We start from the raw sequence: 19,157 nt of genomic DNA, 5'->3' as shown, positions 1-19,157 counted from the left end.
ACAGCATGGCAACGACCGCGCGCGGCGTGTCGAGAGCGGCCGTGGCCGTCCCTAACCTTGATCTCGATGACCGACAACGGACGCCGCGCAACCGGGCCCCTGTGGCAACGGGCGGCCCTGGCTGCCGCGGTTGTGCTGGTTGCCGCCGTGGCGACGACGTTCGTCGTGAAGACCGGCGGCGCGGCCAGCGTCAGCAGCGACGGCACCGCACCGAAACGCACAGTGGTGGCTACCTCGGGGCCGCACCCGTCCACCCCGCCGCCGGCACCGGTCACTGTCACCGTCGCCGGCATGCCTGCCGAAACCCCCGTCACCGTCACGCCGAGTATCCCGGCGGCAGCGGCCCTGGCCGCCCCGATGGTCGATCCACGCCAGGTCGTCTACACGGTGTCAGGCAACCAGCGCCCCGACGACCCGGTGACCATCGTCTACGCCGACGAAACCGGGACGCTGCGAACCGCCGAGAACGTCGCGCTGCCCTGGCAGCTGACCGTGGTGCCCACTGTGCCGGTCAACTACATCACGGCAAGCAGTGCGGGAAGCCAGCTCAACTGCTGGATCACCGACGCGACGGGGACGACGGTGGCCGCCCAGGCCGACAACGCGATCTCGGCGACCTGCAACCGTTAGTCAGGCCAGCCCGAGCTGACGCATCCGGTCGTCGTGCGTCTGCTGCAGCCGGGAGAAGAAGTCGGCGACCTGACCGAGCCCGCCGGGACCGGACAGCACCAACTCGACCAGCTCGTCATGGTCGGCCAGCACGTATTGCGCCTGGGTGATCGCTTCGCCGAGCAGCCGACGCGACCACAGCGCCAGCCTGCTGCGCTGACGTCCGGAGGTGGTCACCGCGTCACGAACCTCGCCGACCACGAACTGCGAATGCCCGGTCTCGGCGAGCACCGAGCGCACCACCCCGGCGATCTCGTCGGGCAGCACGTCGGAGATCTCGAGATAGAAGTCGGCGGCCATCGCGTCGCCGACATACGTCTTGACCAGGGCCTCGAGCCAGGTGCTCGGGGTGGTCAGGCGGTGGTAGTTCTCCAGCGCGGGGGCGTAGCGCGCCATCGCGGGCACGACATCGACGCCACGCGCGGACAGCGCGTCGCGCAGCAGCTCGTAGTGGCCCATTTCAGCGGCCGCCATGCTCGCCATATTGATCCGGCCGCGCAGGTTGGGCGCCATCCGGGCTTCTTCGGTCAGCCGGTAGAACGCCGCCACCTCGCCGTAGGCCAGCAGCGTGAACAGCTCGTTGATGGCGGGATGATCGGCCTGCACGCGGGACAACCCCCGCCCCGCCGCATCCGTCACATCTCCGGCGGCCGGCACCGGCTGCGAGGCACTCATGGCCGTCACTGTAGTCGCGGGCGGGACACCGAACCGGACCCAAGTCGCCGACCAGCTATGATGTGGATGGACGACGGTGACAAACCGTTGTTCAGGAAATGTGCGTGCACGCAGTGGGCCCGCCTCCCTCAGTGCAGGGCCCGGCGAATCGGCATCGAAATTCTTGAAGCCGACTCCATTCCGACAGTCAGAACTCGTGCGCGCTGGATAGCAACACGAGGACCGACTACGGAAGGCACAACGCCGCCACATGACCCCTTTGACCACACATCCCCAGCTCTCATTCGCCCAGCTCGGAGTCCGCGAGGAGATCGTCCGCGCCCTCGCTGAAGACGGCAAGGAATTCGCCTTCGCCATCCAGGAACTCACCCTGCCGATGGCGCTCGCCGGCGACGACCTCATCGGCCAGGCCCGTACCGGCATGGGCAAGACGCTGGCGTTCGGCGTGCCGATGCTCCAGCGCATCACCACCGACAGCGAGCGCGAACTGTCCGGCATCCCGCGTGGTCTGGTCGTCGTGCCGACCCGTGAGCTCTGCCTGCAGGTGTACGAAGACCTCGCCAGCGCCGCCAAGTATCTGCGCGCCGGCGATCGCAAGCTCTCCGTGACCTCCATCTACGGCGGGCGCCCCTACGAGGCCCAGATCGCCGCCCTGCAGAAGGGCGTCGACGTCGTGATCGGCACGCCCGGCCGGTTGCTCGATCTCGCTCAGCAGGGCCATCTGCAGCTCGGCGGGCTGAGCATGCTGGTGCTCGACGAGGCCGACGAGATGCTCGACCTGGGCTTCCTGCCCGACATCGAGCGGATCCTGCGCCAGATCCCCGACGAGCGCCAGGCCATGCTGTTCTCGGCGACCATGCCGGACCCGATCATCACGCTGGCCCGCACGTTCATGAAGCAGCCGACCCACATCCGCGCCGAGGGCGTGCAAGGGGCGGCCACCCACGACACCACCGAGCAGTTCGTCTACCGCGCGCACGCGCTGGACAAGGTCGAGATGGTGTCCCGCATCCTGCAGGCCGAGGGCCGTGGCGCGACCATGGTCTTCACCCGCACCAAGCGCACCGCGCAGAAGGTCTCCGACGAACTCGCCGAGCGCGGTTTCAAGGTCGGCGCCGTGCACGGCGACCTGGGCCAGATCGCCCGCGAGAAAGCGCTCAAGTCGTTCCGCACCGGTGACATCGACGTGCTGGTGGCCACCGACGTCGCCGCCCGCGGCATCGACATCGACGACATCACCCACGTCATCAACTACCAGATCCCTGAGGACGAGCAGGCCTACGTGCACCGCATCGGGCGCACCGGCCGGGCCGGCAAGACCGGTATCGCGATCACGCTGGTCGACTGGGATGAGCTCGAGCGCTGGTCGATGATCGACAAGGCCCTCAAGCTGGACTGCGCCGATCCGGCCGAGACCTACTCGAACTCACCGCACTTCTACGAGGAGTTGGGCATCCCGACCGAGGCCGGCGGCACCGTCGGCGGTGCGCGTAAGCCGCGGCAGTCCGCCAGAGGCGCCACCAAGACCGAGGACAAGGACGCCACCCGGATCAGCTCCACCGACTCCACCCGGGAACGGTCCGGGCGCTCCCGCTCGCGTCGCCGCACCCGCGGCGGCGGCGAAGGCGCCAACGGCCATGCCGACAATGCCGCCGAGACGGTGACGGACACTCAACCAGACGGATCCTCGGTCGAGTCGGCCGCCGGTGACGGCAGCCCGGCCCGCAAGCGCCGGCGCCGTCGTCGCCCGAACAAGGCGGCCGAGGCCGGCGCAACCGCGAACTGACGACCGCTATCGTCGCCTAGATGGTCAGACCTGAGCGCCGCACCAAGGGCGACCTCGTCGCTGCGGCGGCGATCGTGGTTGTCGTCGCCGTCGTCGCCGCACTGTTCTGGTGGAACAGTTCGGCGCGGGCCACGATCAGCCGTCCCGCATCCGACCCGGCACCCAACCCGGTGCCCGCTCGGGCGGTGCCCGACACCCTGCGCCAACTCTGGACGGCGACCAGTCCGCGCACGCTGAGCCCGATCGTGGTCGGCGGGACCGTCATCACCGGCGAAGGCCGCACTGTCACCGGCCACGACCCCAAGACCGGCCAGACGAGGTGGACGTTCGCCCGCGATACCGACCTGTGCGGTGTGTCCTACGTCTATGACCTCGCCGTCGCGGTCTATCCCGATATACGCGGCTGCGGTCAGGTCAGCAGCATCAACGGCGGCACCGGACGGCGCGGACCGACCCGAACGGCCTACGCGGACAAGCAGATCGTGCTCAGCTCCAGCGGCAGCACGGTGTTGGCCGCCGGCCCGACGCGGCTGGAGTTATGGCGTTCGGATCTGGTGCGAATGTTGGCCTACGGCGAGATCGACGCTCGGGTGAAACCCGTCAACCAGGGTCTGGGAACCGGGTGCACGTTGATGTCGGCGGCCGCCAGCGACGAGGCGGTGTCAGTCCTCGAAGCCTGCCGCGACCAGAAAGACCTGCGCCTGACCCTGCTCAAGCCGGCCAAGGAAGAAGACGAGCCCGACACCAAGAACGTCCCGCTGCCCGGCGTCGCCACCGATTCGGAGGCCCGCGTCCTGGCGGTGTCGGGAAGCACCACGGCGGTGTACCTGCCCTCCCCCAAGCCCGAGATCGCCGTGTACGACGTCACCGGCACCAAGGTGTCGTCCACGCTGATGTCGAAGGCCCCGGTGCTGGCCAACCCGGCGCAAGCGGTGACCAAGGCCGGCGACCTGATCACCTGGTGGACCGGCGATTCCGTCGAGGTCTTCGACGCAAAGTTGGGTTACCGCTACACCATCAACGCGGCCGGGCCGGTCCGTCCGGTGGGGCCGGCGACGATGATGGGCGGGCGGCTCCTGATCCCGCTGACCACCGGCATCGGGGTGTACGACCCGTCCAGCGGCACCAATCAGCGGGTGATCCCCGTGAGCCACCCGGCCGGCAACGGTCCGGTGGTGCCCGCGGTGAGCGGGACCCAGCTGATCGAGCAGCGCGGCGCGGCGCTGACCGTGTTCGGTCCGCCGAGCTAGATCTCCGGGGCGAACGTCGGAAGCGCCTTACCGGACTTCCAATGTTTCAGCAGCGCTGTCGCAAGCTCGCGATAAGCGTTGCCGCCCTTGTTCTTTCGCCCTGCCAACACCGACGACCCCGACGCGCTGGCTTCGGCGAAGCGGACCGTGCGAGGGATCGGCGGGGCCAGCACCGGAAGGTTATAGCGGTCGGCGACGTCGAGCAGCACGTCACGGCTGTGCGTGGTGCGCGAGTCGTACAGCGTCGGCAGCGCGCCCAGAAGCTTGAGGTTCGGGTTGGTGATCTGCTGCACGTCATCGACGGTGCGCAGGAACTGACCGACCCCGCGGTGGGCCAGCGTTTCGCACTGCAGCGGCACGATCACCTCGTCGGCGGCGGTGAGGCCGTTGAGCGTCAGCACACCCAGCGACGGCGGGCAGTCGATGATCACCACGTCGAACTGGTCGCCCAGCTTGGCCAGCGCCCGCTTGAGCGCGTACTCACGACCGGCCCGCATCAGCAGCATCGCCTCCGCCCCGGCCAGATCGATGTTGGCCGGAAGCAACGTCATGCCCTCAGCCGTGTCGACCAGCGCAGTGCTGGGCTCGACGTCACCGAGCAGCACCTCGTGCACCGACACCGGGAGCTTGTCGGGGTCGCTGCCCAGCGAGAACGTCAGACATCCCTGCGGGTCGAGGTCGACGAGCAACACACTCTTGCCCGCGTCGACGAAGGCCGCCCCCAACGACGCGACCGTGGTTGTCTTGGCCACCCCACCCTTTTGATTGGCCACCGCCAGTACTCGGGTCACCTCTCCATCCTGACAGGTTCCGGGCCCGCGCGTCCCGCCTGCCACACCCCGCCTGGTCATCGGGCAGAATGAGTGGACGTGAGCGTCGGCACCCATCGTCTGGTCCTGTTACGGCACGGCGAGACCGAATGGTCCCGGGATCGTAAGCACACCAGCACCACCGACCTGGACCTGACCGATCACGGTCGCGAGCAGGCCGTTCTGGCGGCGCTGACACTCGAGCATCTGGCGCTGGACAACCCGCTGGTGATCAGTTCGCCCCGCAAGCGCGCGCTGACCACCGCAGCACTGGCCGGACTCACCGTCGACGAGGTGTCTCCTCTGCTCGCCGAGTGGGACTACGGCGACTACGAGGGCCTGACCACCCACGAGATCCGCACCGAGACCCCGGGCTGGCTGCTGTGGACCTACGGCTGCCCGGGCGGTGAGAGCGTGGACCAGGTCAGCATGCGCGCCGACCAGGCGGTCTCCTACGCCCTGGAGCACATGGTGGAGCGCGACGTGGTGTTCGTCGGCCACGGCCACTTCTCCCGTTCGGTGGTGACCCGCTGGGTCGAGCAGCCGCTGCGCGAGGGCGCGCGCTACGGGTTCGGGGCGGCGTCGGTCGCGGTGTGCGCCTTCGAGTACGGCCTACGGCAACTCTCGGCACTGGGCTTGACGAACCACCGAGAGCCGGTCACCGGGACGTGACGGCCTCTCCCTCGTTCGTGTTGCACGGACCGGCCGGGACGGTCGTCGCCGACGGGATCAGGGCGGGTTACGACACTGCCGCTGCGGCCTCGGCGGCACTGGCCGACGGCTCGGCCGACCTGGTGGTCGGAGCGCTGCCGTTCGACGTGCGCGGCGCCGCCGCACTGTTGACCCCTCGATCGGTGACGTTCGCCGACGCGCTGCCCGCCTGGCCGGTGGCCGCGCTGCCGAACGTGCGGATCGGTGCGACCCTGCCGCCTCCCGACGAGCACCGCACGCGCATCCGCACTGCCTTGACGAGGCTTACCGATCCCGAAAATGGTTTGCAGAAGGTGGTTTTGGCGCGAGCTCTGCGCCTGGTCGCCGACGGCACCCTCGATGAGCGGATGATCCTGCGCCGGCTGGTCGACGACGATCCCGAAGCCACCGCCTATCTGACCGATCTCTCGCCGGCCGGTGGTGACTACGCCGGCACCGCGCTGGTGGGCGCCAGCCCGGAGCTGCTGGTCGCACGCTGCGGAGACCAGGTGACCTGCCAGCCGTTCGCCGGTTCGGCGGCGCGTTCGGCCGACCCGGCCGTCGACGCGGCCAACGGCGCGGCACTCGCCGACTCGGCCAAGAATCGTCACGAGCACCAACTCGTCGTCGACACCATGCGTGCCGCACTGGGACCGTTGTGCACCGATCTGGACGTGGCAGCCGAACCTCAGCTCAGCCGCACCGCCGCGCTGTGGCATCTGTCCACCCCCATCCGCGGCACGTTGCGCGATACCTCAACGACCGCAATCGATTTGGCTCTTGCACTGCACCCGACGCCCGCGGTAGGCGGTGTTCCCACCGCGGCGGCGGTGGACCTGATCGCCGAGGTGGAGGGCGACCGCGGCTTCTACGCCGGCGCGGTCGGCTGGTGTGATGCCCGCGGCGACGGCCGCTGGGTGGTGGCGATCCGTGGCGCGCAGCTGTCCGCAGACCGGCGCGAGGCCCTGGCCCTGGCCGGTGGCGGTATCGTCGCCGAATCCGACCCGGACGACGAAGTCGCGGAGACCACAACGAAATTCAGGACAATCCTGTCAGCATTGGGAGTACCGCAATGACCACACAGATCCGGCGGGCACGGCCGGGTGACGAATCCGCGATCGTCACGATGATCCGCGAGCTGGCCGAGTTCGAGCACGCCTCCGAGGAGTGCACGGTCGTCGAAAGCCAACTCACCACAGCGCTTTTCGGCGACGACCCGGTCGGTTTCTGCCACCTGGCCGAGGTCGACGGCGAGCCGGCGGCGGTCGCGCTGTGGTTCCGCAACTTCTCCACCTGGGACGGCGTGGCAGGGGTGTACCTCGAGGACCTGTTCGTGCGGGAGAAGTTCCGCCGCCGCGGACTGGCCCGCACCATGTTGGCCACCCTGGCCCGCGAGTGCGTCGACAACGGCTACAGCCGGCTGAGCTGGGCGGTGCTGGACTGGAACGTCAATGCCATTGCGCTCTATGACGCCGTCGGCGGCAAGCCGATGTCGGAGTGGATCACCTATCGGGTCTCGGGCCCGCAGTTGGCGGTGCTGGCCGCCGAATCCTCACCGCTCGTCGAGGGCACCTAGCCACTGCAGCGTGGACGGGCTGAACAGCAGCACCAGCGCCGCGATGGCGACCACGGCGATGGGGATGGCGTAGGCCCACTGGTGTGAGCCCACGCCGATGTACCAGGTGACCGGCAGGAGCAGCAGCTGGGCGAACACCGCGATCCCGCGGCCCCACCGCCGGCCCGTCCACAGTGCCCACGCCCCGGCCAGGATGCCCGCGCCGACGAGAACGAACCAGGCGGCGTTGCCGAAACCACTGACCACGTGCTGGTCGGCACCGGCGAGCCCGCGGATCACGAACACCACCGCGGCCACCACCGCGGCAGCACCTTCGAGGGCCACCAGCACGGCTGCCTGGCGCACGGGTGCGGGTGCAGGAACGGTCACGGGCCAGAGCCTAACGTCAGCGCCGAAACACCACCCAGCGCATCGCGCAGTACATGAAGATGCCCTCGCAGGCGCCCGCCCCGATCCGGGCGATCCGGTAATCCACGCCGAGGGCGAGAAGTGCGCTCGACACCCCGAGGATGAACGCCAGGTAGTTGATCACCACGACCACCACATAGACGGCCACCTGCGGGCCCACCGGCGCGTGTGACCGGAAGTTGAACGTGCGATTGAGCACGTAGCTGGCCGCAAAGGCACACCCGTACGCCAGCGACACCGCCAGCCCGAACGGCAGCCGCAGCAGACCGTGCAGAACGGTGAGCAGTACCAGGTCCAGCGCGAAGGTGGCGCTGTTGATGACAACGAAGCCCAGAAGTGTAGCGGGCACAACCTTTTTCAGGCCGAAAGGCAAGCGTTCGGAGACCGCGACGCAGGCCCAGTGAAACCGGTCGACGAAATTCGGCAGCCGGGCACCGGGATCGACGACCACGGGTGCGAGCATCCCACCGGCAGCTGACCCCTACGTGATGACTAGGCAAACTCTCTCCGACAGGGGCACCTCGCGCCGATAGGCTCTTACCTTGTGCGCGCCGTGCTGATCGTGAACCCGAACGCCACCTCGACCACCGCGGCCGGCCGCGATCTTCTGGCGCACGCGCTGGAGAGCCGCGTGGACCTCTCCGTCGTGCATACCGACCATCGCGGACACGCGATCGAGATCGCCGAGGCCGCCCGGCGCGACGGTATCGACCTGATCATCGTCCACGGCGGCGACGGCACGGTGAACGAAGTGGTCAACGGGCTGTTGGGCAAGCCCCCCGCAGTGGTGCACTCGCTGCCCGCGGTGGCCGTGGTGCCCGGCGGGTCGGCCAATGTCTTCGCCCGTGCGCTGGGCATCAGCCCCGACCCGATCGAGGCTACCAACCAGCTCATCGACCTGATCAGCGCCCACCGCAACGGTTCGCCCTGGCGGCGGATCGGCTTGATGGACTGCGGCGAGCGCTGGGCGGTGTTCACCGCGGGTATGGGAGTCGACGGCGACGTGGTGGCCGCGGTGGAGGCCCAGCGCGCCAAGGGCCGCAAGGTCACCGCGGGCCGCTACATCCGGATCGCGGTGCGCGAGATGCTCTCCAACGTGCGCAAGGAACCGCGGCTGACCCTTGAGTTGCCGGGCCGCGAGCCGGTGAGCGGGGTGCACTTCGCCTTCGTGTCGAACTCCAGCCCGTGGACCTACGCCAACACCCGACCGGTGTGGACCAACCCCGAGACGACGTTCGAGACGGGGCTGGGGGTGTTCGCGACGACCAGCATGAACGTCTGGCGAAACCTGATGCTGGTGCGGCGGATGTTGTCCAAGAGACCGGTCATCAAGGCCAAGCACCTGATCCGGGACGACGACCTGGCGTGGGTGCGCATCACGAGCGCCGACCCGGTTGCCTGTCAGATCGACGGAGATTTTCTTGGCCTGCGCTCAGAAATGACGTTCCGTGCAGTTCCGGAGGCCGTGAACGTGGTCGCTCCATCAGCTAACCAAGGCGCTGACCAGCACTGATGCAAGATCACATGTGGATTTAGAGCGCAAGTGGGTTGAGTCTAGTACAAACGGGTGAGGGCATCGAGAACCCACCCCCGCAGTGAGATTGCACACGTGTTAACTGAGTTCTATTGACATCCGCCACGGCTGTGAAACGATCGGATGCAACAACGCAGAAACATTTGTGTGCACGCGTTAACAGCCGAAGTAAAAGACAGTGCGCCGTATTGCGCACACAGTTAAGGAGTAGCGACTAATGGATTGGCGCCACAAGGCGGTCTGTCGTGACGAGGATCCGGAACTGTTCTTCCCGGTCGGGAACAGCGGTCCGGCACTCGCACAGATCGCTGATGCGAAGCTCGTCTGTAACCGTTGTCCGGTCACCACTGAGTGCCTGACCTGGGCTTTGGACTCCGGCCAGGATGCCGGCGTCTGGGGCGGTATGAGCGAAGACGAGCGTCGTGCGCTCAAGCGCCGCAACGCTCGCACCCGGGCCCGCACCGGGGTCTGACCTCCACTTCGCAATACGTAAAGTCGCGGCCCCGGCAAATGCCGGGGCCGCGACTTTTTATTTGAATGTATTGCGCATCACACTTTGCTATTGCGGGACCCGCGCGGTCGAACGCCGACCTATCGGAACGCGCAACACCACATCGGTTCCGCCACCGGGTACGTCGTGCATTCCCAGCGATCCGTCGAGCTCGGCGGAGACCAGCGTCCGCACGATCTGAAGGCCCAGCCGGTCGGACTTCTCCAGCGAGAATCCCTCAGGCAGTCCGCGCCCGTCGTCGTGGACCACGACGTCCAGCCAGCGCGCTGAGCGTTCCGCCCGGATCGTCACGCAGCCTTGTTTGGCCGACTGGTCGAATGCGTGCTCAATGGCGTTCTGGACCAGCTCGGTGATCACCATGACCATCGCGGTGGCACGGTCGGCGTCGAGGACGCCCAGCGCGCCGTCCCGGTTGATCCGGATGGGCGCGTCGACCCGGGCCACGTCGTTCATGATCGGCAGGATGCGGTCGATGACCTCGTCGAGGTTGACCTCCTCGTCCACCGACATCGACAACGCCTCGTGCACCTGGGCGATCGACGCCACCCGGCGCACGGACTCCATGAGTGCCTCGCGGCCCTCCTCGTTGTTGGTCCGGCGGGCCTGCAGCCGCAGCAGGGCTGCGACCGTCTGCAGGTTGTTCTTCACCCGGTGATGGATTTCGCGGATCGTGGCGTCCTTGGACAACAGAGCGCGGTCGCGGCGCTTGACCTCGGTGACATCCCGGATGAGCATCGCCGCCCCGGCAGCGGCGCCGTGAACCACCAACGGCAGTGTGCGCAGCAGCACGGCGGCGCCGCCGGCATCGACCTCCATACGCATGCTGGAGCCGCCCGCCAGCGAGTCGCGCACGTGCGCGGCCAACTCCTGAGCCTCGAACGGATCGGAGATCAGCGGCCGGGTGATGGCGACCAGGTTGTGGCCCTCCAGCTCCGCCGACAGGCCCATCCGGTGATAGGCCGACAACGCGTTCGGGCTGGCGTAGGCCACCACACCGTCGACGTCGAGCCGGATGAAGCCGTCACCCACCCGCGGGCTGGACCGCGACACCGCGAGGTCACCGACGTTGGGGAAGGTGCCTTCCGACACCATGTGCAGCAGGTTGCCCGCACAGTCCAGGTAGGCCTTCTCCAGGGGCGAGGAGGTGCGCCGCTCCGCCAGCGCGGTCTGGTGGGTCAGTACCGCCACCACCTGGTTGGTACAGCGCACCGGCACGGCCTCCACGTTGAGGCCGGGCTCACGCAGGGACGGGTCTCCCCCGCCGAGACCGATCTCCCCCGACGTGAACGCCTCGATCACGAACGGAAGATCGGCATCTGCGACGACGGTGCCGACGGCGTCCTTGAGCAGGACGGTCGGGGCGGTGTTGGGCCGGCATTGCGCGACGCACACCAGCGCGCCGTCGTCGCGGCGCACCCACATCAGGTAGTCGGCGAACGAGAGGTCCGCCAGCAGCTGCCACTCGCCGACCACCGCGTGCAGGTGGTCCACGGCGCTGCCCGGCAGCACCGTGTGCTCGGCGAGCAGGTCACCGAGGGTCGACACGGGAGTTAGTCGATCACGGCAATGAGGTGGCCGGCCTGGATGACGTCACCCACGGACACGTTGACCTCGGTCACGGTGCCGCCCACTTCGGCCAGCACCGGGATCTCCATCTTCATCGATTCCAGAAGCACGAGGGTGTCGCCTGCGCCGATCTGATCACCCTTGCTGACCACGACCTCGAGCACACTGGCCACGATTTCGGCGCGAACATCCTCGGCCATCTCCACCCTCACTCTGTCGTTGAAATGCTGTCCTATCGAACCACACGACCGGGTGGTCAGCGGTGTGATGGCGCCGTGAGACACTGGAGGTAACGATCAAAACCCTGGAGGTACACCATGGCCAAGCGCGGCCGTAAGAAGAAAGCTCGCAAGCACAGCAAAGCCAATCACGGCAAGCGACCCAACAGCTGACAAAAGTGCCCGGCAATCTGCCGGGCACTTTTTCGTTTCAGGGCTCTTCGCGGGTGATGATCGTCGTCCGCCTGATCTCCAGGCGTACCCGCTCGAGCAGGTAGTGCGGAGCCTTCTCGCCGCTGCACTTGGCGGCGATCAGCGTCTTGATGCGTTCCTCGACCCCGTAGTGCCGCAGGCAGGCCGGGCATTCCTCGAGGTGGTGGCGCAACCGCTCACGGGTTTCTGAGGTGCATTCCCCGTCGAGCAGCGTCCATACCTCGGCGATCACGGCGGCGCACTCCGGGTGGTCGGGGTCCACCGGCCCGATCGGGGGGCTCCAGTCCTGGCTCATGACGACACCTCCTCCGCCGCATCCTGGCCGCGGGTAAAACCACGTTCCTTGGCCACGTCAGCGAGCAGCGTGCGCAACTGGCGCCTACCGCGGTGCAGACGGGACATCACTGTCCCGATCGGGGTATCCATGATCTCGGCGATCTCCTTGTACGGAAAGCCTTCGACGTCGGCGTAGTACACCGCCATCCGGAATTCCTCCGGCAACGCCTGCAGCGCTTCCTTGATCTCGGAGTCGGGCAATGACTCCAAAGCTTCCACCTCGGCCGAACGCAGTCCGGTTGACGTGTGCTCGGCGTTGGCCGCCAGCTGCCAGTCGGTGATCTCGTCGGTCGGGTACTCAGCAGGCTGCCGCTGCTTCTTGCGGTAGCTGTTGATGTAGGTGTTGGTCATGATCCGGTACAGCCACGCCTTGAGGTTGGTGCCCTCGCGGAACGACCGGAACGCGCCGAAGGCCTTGACCATGGTTTCCTGCACCAGGTCCTCGGCGTCGGCGGGGTTGCGGGTCATGCGCAGCGCGCCGCCGTAGAGCTGGTCCATCAACGGGATCGCGTCACGCTCGAAGCGCGCCAGCAGCTCCTCGTCGGGTTCGCGCACGGCGGTATCGGCAGCGCCGGACCCGTCGGTGCCTTCGGTGTCAGTCATCGTGATTGACATGGTCCCTTCTGCCGCGGCGCCCACTCGGAGCTCCGGCAGCGGTATCGGACGGATGAGAAACGACAGCGTGAGCTCGTCGCGCACCAGAGTCATGGAGACCGACACCGGCTTCTCTCCTTCCAATCCTAGGACCGTGGCCAAGATTTTTTCGTGTGCGGTCGTATTGACCGCGCCTAGCCACACCACATAACGGGATTGGCGACCCGGGTAATTCCCCGCCTACGCTGACCGGCGTGGCAGGTGCGGCAACTCCGGCGATCGCGGCGCTGGTGGCGGCCGGTGTCGACCACGAGGTGCTGCGGTATCACCACGACCCCCGCTCGGAGTCGTTCGGTGAGGAGGCGGTGACCGCTCTGGCCAGCGAGGGCCTGGTGCCCGAGCAGATCTTCAAGACGCTGATCATCGCCGGACCCGCTGGGCTCGCGGTGGCGGTGCTGCCGGTGCCGTGGAAGCTGTCGCTGAAGGCCGCGGCCTCGGCGTTGGGCCTGGGCAAGGCGACGATGGCGCAGCGGGCGGCCGCCGAGCGGTCCACCGGATACGTCCTGGGTGGCATCTCGCCGCTGGGGCAGCGCAAGCGCCTGCCGACCGTGATCGACGGCTCGGCGCTGACGTTCGACCGGGTGGCGTGCAGCGCGGGGAAACGGGGCTGGGACGTGGCGCTGGCACCCGAAAATCTGGTTCGGATCACCCTGGCGGTCACCGCTGATATTCGCGCCCTAGGGTGAGTCTCATGACCTTCGCAGGCAAAACGTTGTTCATTTCGGGAGCCAGCCGCGGTATCGGCCTGGCCATCGCCAAGCGCGTCGCGGCCGACGGCGCCAACGTGGCGCTGGTGGCCAAGACCACCGAGCCGCACCCCAAGCTGCCGGGCACCATCTACACCGCGGCCAAGGAGATCGAAGAGGTCGGCGGCCAGGCGCTGCCGATCGTCGGCGATGTGCGCGACGGCGACTCGGTGGCCGCGGCGGTGGCAGCAGCCGTCGAACAGTTCGGCGGCATCGACATCTGCGTCAACAATGCCTCGGCGATCAACCTCGGTTCCATCGAGGAGGTGCCGTTGAAGCGCTTTGACCTGATGAACGGCATCCAGGTCCGCGGCACCTACGCCGTCTCGCAGGCCTGTATCCCGCATATGAAGGGCCGGGAGAACCCGCACATCCTCACGCTGTCGCCGCCGATCCGGCTGGAATCGCAGTGGCTCAAGCCGACGCCGTACATGATGGCGAAGTTCGGAATGACGTTGTGTGCGTTGGGAATTGCCGAGGAGCTGCGCGCAGAGGGCATTGCTTCGAACACCTTGTGGCCGCGCACCATGGTCGCCACCGCGGCAGTGCAGAACCTGCTCGGCGGCGACGAGGCGATGGCCCGCTCACGCAAGCCGGAGGTGTACTCCGACGCCGCGTACGCGGTGCTGAGCAAGCCGGCGCGCGAGTTCACCGGGCACTCCCTGCTGTGCGAGGACGTGCTGCTCGACGCCGGGGTCACCGACCTGTCGGTCTACGACTGCATCCCCGGCTCCGAGCTGGGGGTCGACCTGTGGGTCGACACCCCCAACCCGCCCGGGTACTCGCCCGCCTAGTTCTTCGGGCGCAGCCCGCTGTGCTAGTTCTTCGGGCGCAGCCCGAAGCGACGCACGCCGGTGCCCGCCATGGCCCGCATCGCCGCGATCGCGATCTTGCCCTGGCGCTTCGAGGACGAGTACCACATCAGTTCGGACTTCTGGGTGGGGATCCGGGGCGCGGTGATGGCCTGCTGCCGGCAGAACTTGATCAGCCCGCTGGCGCCGCCGGAGCGGTAGCCGATGCCAGAATCCTTCCAGCCGCCCATCGGCAGCGACGGGCAGAACACGTTGGTCAGCGCGTCGTTGATGTTGACGGCACCGCACTCCAGCCGGCGGGCCACCCGCTCACCGCGCTCGACGTCCCCGGTCCACACGCTGGCGGACAGCCCGTACTGGGAGTCGTTGGCCAGCCGGACCGCTTCGTCCTCGTCGGCGACCTTGACCACCGGCAGTGTCGGACCGAACGTCTCCTCGGCGATGCACGACATGGTCGGGGTGACGTCGGCCAGCACGGTCGGCTGGAAGAAGGTCCCGACCCCGGTCGGCTTGCCGCCGGCCAGCACCCGCGCGCCCGAAGCGACGGCCTCTTGCACGTGCCGGTCGACGATGTCGCGCTGGGCGGCGGTCGCCATCGCGCCGGTGTCGAACCTGGCGCCCTCACTCTCCTGGCCCTGCTTGATGGCGCGGACGTTCTCGGTGAGCTTGGCGACGAACTCGTCATAGACCGGGGCCTCGACGTAGACCCGCTCCACCGAGATGCACACCTGGCCGGAGTTGAACATCCCGCCCCAGGCGATGCCGTTGGCGGCGCGGTCGAGGTCGGCGTCGGCCAGCACGATCGCCGGGTCCTTGCCGCCGAGTTCCAGGCTGAACGGCTTGAGCTGCTGTGCACACGCCACCGCGACCTTGCGGCCGGTGCCCGTGGACCCGGTGAAGTGGATGTAGTCGGCGTTGTCGATCACCGCGGCGCCGGTGTCGCCGTAGCCGGTGGCCAGGGCCAGGATCGGCGGAGCGCCGACCTCATTCCAGCCGCGGACGAACTCGACGGCCGACAGTGGCGTCACCTCAGAGGGCTTGAGCAGAACCGCCGCGCCGGCCGCCAGCGCGGGCACCACGTCCAGGGCGAGCATCGCCAGCGGGAAGTTCCACGGCTCGATCATCCCGACCAGCGGGTAGGGCCGGTACACCGTGGTCAGCTTCTTGACCTTGAACAGCAGGCTGTGCGGCTTGGGGTGGCGGTCGGCGAGGAACTCCTCGGCGTTGCCCGACCAGTACTTGATCGCGTCGGCCAGGGCCACCGGCTCGAGCATGGCGTCGCCTCGGGACTTGCCGGTCTCCGACATCAGGACCTCGGTCAGGTGGTCGGTGTTGTCGAGAATCCAGTCGCGCCATTTGAGCATCCAGACCTTGCGGCCGCGCGCGCCCATCTCTTCCCATTCCTGCTGGAACAGCCGCAACTCCCGGGCCTTGGCAGCCACTGTCTCCGGACCGTCGATCGGGACGGTGCCGGCGACCCGGCCGTCGGCCGGGTTGCGGACGGTGATGATGGCCTGATCGGACTTGGGTTGGACCGCGGTCATGGCCGCTCCTCTCGCTGGGCGGAATGTGCCTGTGAGCGTAGCGGCACCCGCCGCACTAGAACAGGCCAACCGGTTGGTTGTCTGCCTCGGCGGGCTCGATGAGCTCGGGCCCGTTGTTGCGGACACTGTTGACCAGGGTCGATACCTCCCGCACCGCGAGACCGCTGATATCGGGCGGGGCGGCCAGCAGGTCGGCGGCGGCCGGCTCGTCGGGGTCCAGCCAGCGGTCCCAGTCACCCTGCTCGACGATCAGCGGCATCCGGTCGTGGATCTCGGCCAGCTGGCCGACGGCGTCGGTCGTGATGATCGTGCAGGTGAGCAACGGGCTGGCGTCCTTCTCGGGCCGCCACACCGACCACAGCCCGGCCATGAACAACGGCTCGCCGTCGGCGCGGTGCATGAAGTACGGCGTCTTGCGGGCCTTCTTGCCGGCCGGGGTGTCCGGATTCGGCATCCATTCGTAGTAGCCGTCCATCGGCACCAGGCAGCGCTTGCTCTTGGCCGAGGCGCGGAAGGCCGGCGAGGTGGTGATCTTCTCGGCGCGGGCGTTGATCAGCAGCGGGCCCTTGTTCTCCGGGGTGCCCTCGGCGGTGCCCTTCACCCAGGGCGGGACCAGCCCCCACCGCATCAGCCGCACCCGGCGGGTGGCGGTGTCCTCGGGTTGGTCGTGGCGGCGCACGACGGTCGCGACGGTGGCGGTGGGCGCCACGTTGTAGTTGGCCCCCCGGCTCTCCCCCGCCGCCGTGGCTTCGTCGATGGCCTGGATCTTTTCGGCCAGCAGGGCCGGGTCGGTGGTGACCGCGAATCGTCCGCACATACGTCCATGGTTACCCACGGGTGCGACAAGGCAGGATGTAGCCGTGAGCACCGAACTGTGGACGGCACCGAGCGCACCCGCGCCCGTGCACGCCACCGTCACGGTGCCGGGCTCCAAGTCGCAGACCAACCGCACCCTGATCCTGGCCGGGCTGGCCGCTGCGCAGGGGCAGGGAAGCACCACGATCAGCGGGGCGCTGCGCAGCCGCGACACCGACCTGATGATCGGTGCGCTGCAGACGCTGGGCCTGACCGTCGACGGCGACGGTGCCGATCTGACCATCGGCGGCGCCCTCACCCCTGCCACTGCCCGGGCCCGCATCGACTGCGGACTGGCCGGCACGGTGTTGCGGTTCGTCCCGCCGCTGGCCGCCTTGAGCACAGCGGCGGTGGAATTCGACGGCGACGACCAGGCCCGGGCCCGCCCGATTGCTCCCCTGCTCGACGCGCTGCGCGGTCTGGGCGTCGATATCGAGGGCACCGGGTTGCCGTTCTTGGTTCGCGGAACCGGCAGCGTCCGCGGCGGCACGGTGTACATCGACGCCTCGGCGTCCTCGCAGTTCGTCTCCGGGCTGCTGCTGTCGGGAGCGTCCTTCCGGACCGGCGTGACAGTGGTGCACACGGGTACGTCGGTACCGTCGGCGCCGCACATCGAGATGACGGTGGCGATGCTGCGGGAGGCCGGCGTCGAGGTCGACGACACGGTGGCCAATCAGTGGCAGGTGGCGCCCGGACCCGTGGCAGCCCGGCACTGGGACGTCGAACCGGACCTGTCCAACTCGGTGCCGTTCCTGGCCGCGGCGGTGGCCACCGGCGGCGCGGTGCGCATCGTTGGGTGGCCCAGGACCAGCGTGCAGCCGGCTGACACCATACTGTCCATCCTGAAGCTCCTGGGTTCGACTGTGCACCAGGCTGATTCGTATCTGGAGGTGCGCGGCGCGGCCGGCGGGTACCCGGGTTTCGAGGTCGACCTGCACGATGTCGGCGAACTGGCCCCGGCGGTAGCGGCGCTGGCCGCGCTGGCCCAACCGGGCTCGGTGTCCAGGCTGACCGGAATCGCGCATCTGCGCGGCCACGAGACCGATCGGCTGGCGGCGCTGAGCACCGAGATCAACGCCCTCGGCGGTGACTGTGCGGAGACCGACGACGGTCTGGTCGTCACCGCCCGCCCGCTGCACGGTGGCAGCTGGCATTCCTACGCCGATCACCGGATGGCGATGGCCGGCGCGATCGTGGGGCTCCGGGTGCCCGATGTCGCGGTCGAGGACATTGCGACCACCGCCAAGACGCTGCCGGACTTCCCGCGGATGTGGGCCGAGCTGCTGGGGCGCGATTGAGACAACGCGAGTACGACGAGTCCGACGTCAAGATCCGGTCGGGCCGTGGCTCGCGTCCCCGCACCAAGACCCGGCCCGAACATGCCGACGCGGTGTCGGCCATGGTGGTCACCGTCGACCGCGGGCGCTGGGGCTGCGTACTCGGGGGTGACCCCGACCGTCCGGTGACGGCGATGCGGGCACGTGAACTCGGCCGCACCCCGATCGTCGTCGGCGACCAGGTCGACGTCGTCGGTGACCTCTCCGGCCGCCCGGACTCGCTGGCGCGCATCGTGCGGCGAGCAGATCGCCGAACGGTGTTGCGGCGCACCGCCGATGACACCGACCCGACCGAGCGGGTGGTCGTCGCCAACGCCGACCAGCTGCTGATGGTGGTGGCCCTTTCGGACCCGCCGCCACGGACCGGCCTGGTGGACCGGGCACTCGTGGCGGCCTACGTCGGCGGCTTGCGGCCGATCCTGTGCCTGACCAAAAGTGACCTGGCCCCGGCCGAGCCGTTCGCCGGGCAGTTCGCCGATCTGGACATCACCGTCATCATCGCGGGGCGCGACGACCCACTCGACGAGGTAATGCCGCTGCTCACCGGGAAGGTGACCGTGCTGCTGGGACATTCCGGGGTCGGCAAGTCCACCCTGGTCAATCGTCTTGTTCCGCAGGCAGATCGGGCCACCGGCGAGGTATCGGGTGTCGGCAAGGGTAAGCACACGTCGACCCAGTCGGTGGCGCTGCCGCTGCCCGAGGGCGGTTGGGTGGTGGACACCCCGGGGATCAGATCGTTCGGCCTGGCCCACGTGGAGCCCGACGACGTCCTGCGGGCCTTTTCCGATCTTGCAGATGCGATCGACGACTGCCCCCGCGGATGCGGGCACCTGGGACCGCCTGCCGACCCGGAATGCGCGCTAGACGGGCTGACCGGGCCGCAGGCGCGACGGGTGGATGCCGCCCGGCGTCTGCTGGCCGCGCTGAGCGAAGCCGCCGCGTACTGACTAACTTGTTTGACATAGGCG

23 protein-coding genes are annotated in these 19,157 nt (G+C 68.3%); 13 read left to right on the top strand and 10 right to left on the bottom strand.

All coding sequences use genetic code 11. The annotated features are described in order from the left end of the window. The first annotated feature begins 66 nt into the window (after positions 1-66). The gene (locus OG976_RS20100) at positions 67-630 is read left to right on the top strand and encodes an MmpS family transport accessory protein (RefSeq protein WP_328352627.1); all 564 of its coding nucleotides are present in this window, start codon (positions 67-69) and stop codon (positions 628-630) included. Here the strand turns inward: OG976_RS20100 and OG976_RS20095 are convergent, their stop codons facing one another. Further along, the gene (locus OG976_RS20095; protein ID WP_328352624.1) at positions 631-1,344 is read right to left on the bottom strand and encodes a ferritin-like fold-containing protein; all 714 of its coding nucleotides are present in this window, start codon (positions 1,342-1,344) and stop codon (positions 631-633) included. A 250-nt stretch (positions 1,345-1,594) separates the two neighbouring features. Between OG976_RS20095 and OG976_RS20090 the strand changes: the two genes are divergently transcribed. Together OG976_RS20090 and OG976_RS20085 are read left to right on the top strand one after the other, a co-directional pair. Further along, positions 1,595-3,130 carry a DEAD/DEAH box helicase gene (locus OG976_RS20090; RefSeq protein ID WP_328352621.1) on the top strand — a complete coding sequence of 512 codons (1,536 nt, stop codon included), beginning with the start codon at positions 1,595-1,597 and terminating at the stop codon, positions 3,128-3,130. A 20-nt stretch (positions 3,131-3,150) separates the two neighbouring features. Beyond that, entirely contained in the window at positions 3,151-4,380 is a 1,230-nt protein-coding gene (locus tag OG976_RS20085; RefSeq protein ID WP_328352618.1) for an Rv3212 family protein, read from the top strand. Here the strand turns inward: OG976_RS20085 and OG976_RS20080 are convergent. Continuing rightward, entirely contained in the window at positions 4,377-5,159 is a 783-nt protein-coding gene (locus tag OG976_RS20080) for a ParA family protein (protein WP_328363814.1), read from the bottom strand. The genes OG976_RS20085 and OG976_RS20080 overlap by 4 nt on opposite strands. Positions 5,160-5,249: 90 nt before the next feature. On the opposite strand from OG976_RS20080, the gene OG976_RS20075 reads away from it, so the two are divergent. Genes OG976_RS20075 through OG976_RS20065 form a run of 3 tightly spaced genes read left to right on the top strand, consistent with a single transcriptional unit; the run spans position 5,250 to position 7,455 of the window. Beyond that, positions 5,250-5,861, top strand: a complete 612-nt coding sequence (locus OG976_RS20075; RefSeq protein WP_328352615.1) for an acid phosphatase — start codon at positions 5,250-5,252, stop codon at positions 5,859-5,861. Continuing rightward, complete coding sequence (locus OG976_RS20070; RefSeq protein WP_328352612.1) at positions 5,858-6,955, top strand: isochorismate synthase; 1,098 nt, start codon at positions 5,858-5,860, stop codon at positions 6,953-6,955. Before OG976_RS20075 ends, OG976_RS20070 begins: the two co-directional genes overlap by 4 nt. Beyond that, complete coding sequence (locus OG976_RS20065) at positions 6,952-7,455, top strand: GNAT family N-acetyltransferase (RefSeq protein WP_328352609.1); 504 nt, start codon at positions 6,952-6,954, stop codon at positions 7,453-7,455. The genes OG976_RS20070 and OG976_RS20065 overlap by 4 nt, the downstream gene beginning before the upstream one ends. On the opposite strand, the gene OG976_RS20060 is transcribed toward OG976_RS20065, so the two are convergent. Together OG976_RS20060 and OG976_RS20055 are read right to left on the bottom strand one after the other, a co-directional pair. Beyond that, positions 7,432-7,824, bottom strand: a complete 393-nt coding sequence (locus tag OG976_RS20060) for a hypothetical protein (protein ID WP_328352606.1) — start codon at positions 7,822-7,824, stop codon at positions 7,432-7,434. The genes OG976_RS20065 and OG976_RS20060 overlap by 24 nt on opposite strands. 16 nt (positions 7,825-7,840) lie before the next feature. Beyond that, a complete protein-coding gene (locus OG976_RS20055) occupies positions 7,841-8,326 on the bottom strand; it encodes a GtrA family protein (RefSeq protein WP_328352603.1) in 486 nt (161 codons plus the stop codon). An 81-nt stretch (positions 8,327-8,407) separates the two neighbouring features. On the opposite strand from OG976_RS20055, the gene OG976_RS20050 reads away from it, so the two are divergent. Further along, on the top strand, positions 8,408-9,376 hold the full coding sequence (locus OG976_RS20050) for a diacylglycerol/lipid kinase family protein (protein WP_328352600.1): 969 nt from the start codon (positions 8,408-8,410) through the stop codon (positions 9,374-9,376). A gap of 238 nt (positions 9,377-9,614) precedes the next feature. After that, positions 9,615-9,869 carry a transcriptional regulator WhiB1 gene (whiB1, locus tag OG976_RS20045; RefSeq protein ID WP_328352597.1) on the top strand — a complete coding sequence of 85 codons (255 nt, stop codon included), beginning with the start codon at positions 9,615-9,617 and terminating at the stop codon, positions 9,867-9,869. Positions 9,870-9,956: 87 nt separating this feature from the next. On the opposite strand, the gene OG976_RS20040 is transcribed toward whiB1, so the two are convergent. Further along, a complete protein-coding gene (locus tag OG976_RS20040; RefSeq protein WP_328352594.1) occupies positions 9,957-11,453 on the bottom strand; it encodes a sensor histidine kinase in 1,497 nt (498 codons plus the stop codon). 5 nt (positions 11,454-11,458) lie between these two features. Further along, positions 11,459-11,674, bottom strand: a complete 216-nt coding sequence (locus tag OG976_RS20035; RefSeq protein WP_328352591.1) for a biotin/lipoyl-binding carrier protein — start codon at positions 11,672-11,674, stop codon at positions 11,459-11,461. A 117-nt stretch (positions 11,675-11,791) separates the two neighbouring features. On the opposite strand from OG976_RS20035, the gene OG976_RS26840 reads away from it, so the two are divergent. Continuing rightward, complete coding sequence (locus OG976_RS26840) at positions 11,792-11,866, top strand: 50S ribosomal protein bL37 (RefSeq protein WP_369299095.1); 75 nt, start codon at positions 11,792-11,794, stop codon at positions 11,864-11,866. Positions 11,867-11,903: 37 nt separating this feature from the next. Here the strand turns inward: OG976_RS26840 and rsrA are convergent, their stop codons facing one another. Both rsrA and OG976_RS20025 read right to left on the bottom strand, forming a co-directional pair. Beyond that, a complete protein-coding gene (gene rsrA, locus OG976_RS20030; protein ID WP_328352588.1) occupies positions 11,904-12,200 on the bottom strand; it encodes a mycothiol system anti-sigma-R factor in 297 nt (98 codons plus the stop codon). Further along, entirely contained in the window at positions 12,197-12,844 is a 648-nt protein-coding gene (locus OG976_RS20025) for a sigma-70 family RNA polymerase sigma factor (protein WP_328363811.1), read from the bottom strand. The genes rsrA and OG976_RS20025 overlap by 4 nt, the downstream gene beginning before the upstream one ends. 245 nt (positions 12,845-13,089) lie before the next feature. Here OG976_RS20025 and OG976_RS20020 point away from each other — a divergent pair, with 245 nt between their 5' ends. Together OG976_RS20020 and OG976_RS20015 are read left to right on the top strand one after the other, a co-directional pair. Beyond that, a complete protein-coding gene (locus OG976_RS20020) occupies positions 13,090-13,581 on the top strand; it encodes an aminoacyl-tRNA deacylase (RefSeq protein ID WP_328352585.1) in 492 nt (163 codons plus the stop codon). A gap of 5 nt (positions 13,582-13,586) precedes the next feature. Beyond that, positions 13,587-14,435 (top strand): SDR family oxidoreductase, encoded by an 849-nt coding sequence (locus tag OG976_RS20015; protein WP_328352582.1) that lies wholly within the window; start codon positions 13,587-13,589, stop codon positions 14,433-14,435. Between the two features lie 23 nt (positions 14,436-14,458). Here the strand turns inward: OG976_RS20015 and OG976_RS20010 are convergent, their stop codons facing one another. Next, a complete protein-coding gene (locus OG976_RS20010) occupies positions 14,459-15,997 on the bottom strand; it encodes an aldehyde dehydrogenase family protein (RefSeq protein ID WP_328352579.1) in 1,539 nt (512 codons plus the stop codon). A 55-nt stretch (positions 15,998-16,052) separates the two neighbouring features. After that, complete coding sequence (locus tag OG976_RS20005) at positions 16,053-16,814, bottom strand: SOS response-associated peptidase (RefSeq protein WP_328352576.1); 762 nt, start codon at positions 16,812-16,814, stop codon at positions 16,053-16,055. A gap of 43 nt (positions 16,815-16,857) precedes the next feature. On the opposite strand from OG976_RS20005, the gene aroA reads away from it, so the two are divergent. Further along, positions 16,858-18,150 carry a 3-phosphoshikimate 1-carboxyvinyltransferase gene (gene aroA / locus OG976_RS20000; RefSeq protein ID WP_328352573.1) on the top strand — a complete coding sequence of 431 codons (1,293 nt, stop codon included), beginning with the start codon at positions 16,858-16,860 and terminating at the stop codon, positions 18,148-18,150. Further along, a complete protein-coding gene (gene rsgA / locus OG976_RS19995) occupies positions 18,147-19,136 on the top strand; it encodes a ribosome small subunit-dependent GTPase A (RefSeq protein WP_328352570.1) in 990 nt (329 codons plus the stop codon). The genes aroA and rsgA overlap by 4 nt, the downstream gene beginning before the upstream one ends. Positions 19,137-19,157: the final 21 nt, after the last annotated feature.

The organism is Mycobacterium sp. NBC_00419, assembly GCF_036023875.1.
Taxonomy (GTDB): Bacteria; Actinomycetota; Actinomycetes; order Mycobacteriales; family Mycobacteriaceae; genus Mycobacterium.
Note: the sequence above shows the minus strand (reverse complement) of the source record. Positions and strands in the feature narration are given on the sequence as shown.

Coding starts and splice junctions, on each gene's coding strand:
- OG976_RS20100 (WP_328352627.1), top strand. CDS start 67: ATGACCGACAACGGACGCCGCGCAACCGGGCCCCTGTGGCAACGGGCG.
- OG976_RS20095 (WP_328352624.1), bottom strand. CDS start 1,344: ATGAGTGCCTCGCAGCCGGTGCCGGCCGCCGGAGATGTGACGGATGCG.
- OG976_RS20090 (WP_328352621.1), top strand. CDS start 1,595: ATGACCCCTTTGACCACACATCCCCAGCTCTCATTCGCCCAGCTCGGA.
- OG976_RS20085 (WP_328352618.1), top strand. CDS start 3,151: ATGGTCAGACCTGAGCGCCGCACCAAGGGCGACCTCGTCGCTGCGGCG.
- OG976_RS20065 (WP_328352609.1), top strand. CDS start 6,952: ATGACCACACAGATCCGGCGGGCACGGCCGGGTGACGAATCCGCGATC.
- OG976_RS20055 (WP_328352603.1), bottom strand. CDS start 8,326: ATGCTCGCACCCGTGGTCGTCGATCCCGGTGCCCGGCTGCCGAATTTC.
- whiB1 (WP_328352597.1), top strand. CDS start 9,615: ATGGATTGGCGCCACAAGGCGGTCTGTCGTGACGAGGATCCGGAACTG.
- OG976_RS20035 (WP_328352591.1), bottom strand. CDS start 11,674: ATGGCCGAGGATGTTCGCGCCGAAATCGTGGCCAGTGTGCTCGAGGTC.
- rsrA (WP_328352588.1), bottom strand. CDS start 12,200: ATGAGCCAGGACTGGAGCCCCCCGATCGGGCCGGTGGACCCCGACCAC.
- OG976_RS20025 (WP_328363811.1), bottom strand. CDS start 12,844: ATGACTGACACCGAAGGCACCGACGGGTCCGGCGCTGCCGATACCGCC.
- OG976_RS20015 (WP_328352582.1), top strand. CDS start 13,587: ATGACCTTCGCAGGCAAAACGTTGTTCATTTCGGGAGCCAGCCGCGGT.
- OG976_RS20010 (WP_328352579.1), bottom strand. CDS start 15,997: ATGACCGCGGTCCAACCCAAGTCCGATCAGGCCATCATCACCGTCCGC.
- OG976_RS20005 (WP_328352576.1), bottom strand. CDS start 16,814: ATGTGCGGACGATTCGCGGTCACCACCGACCCGGCCCTGCTGGCCGAA.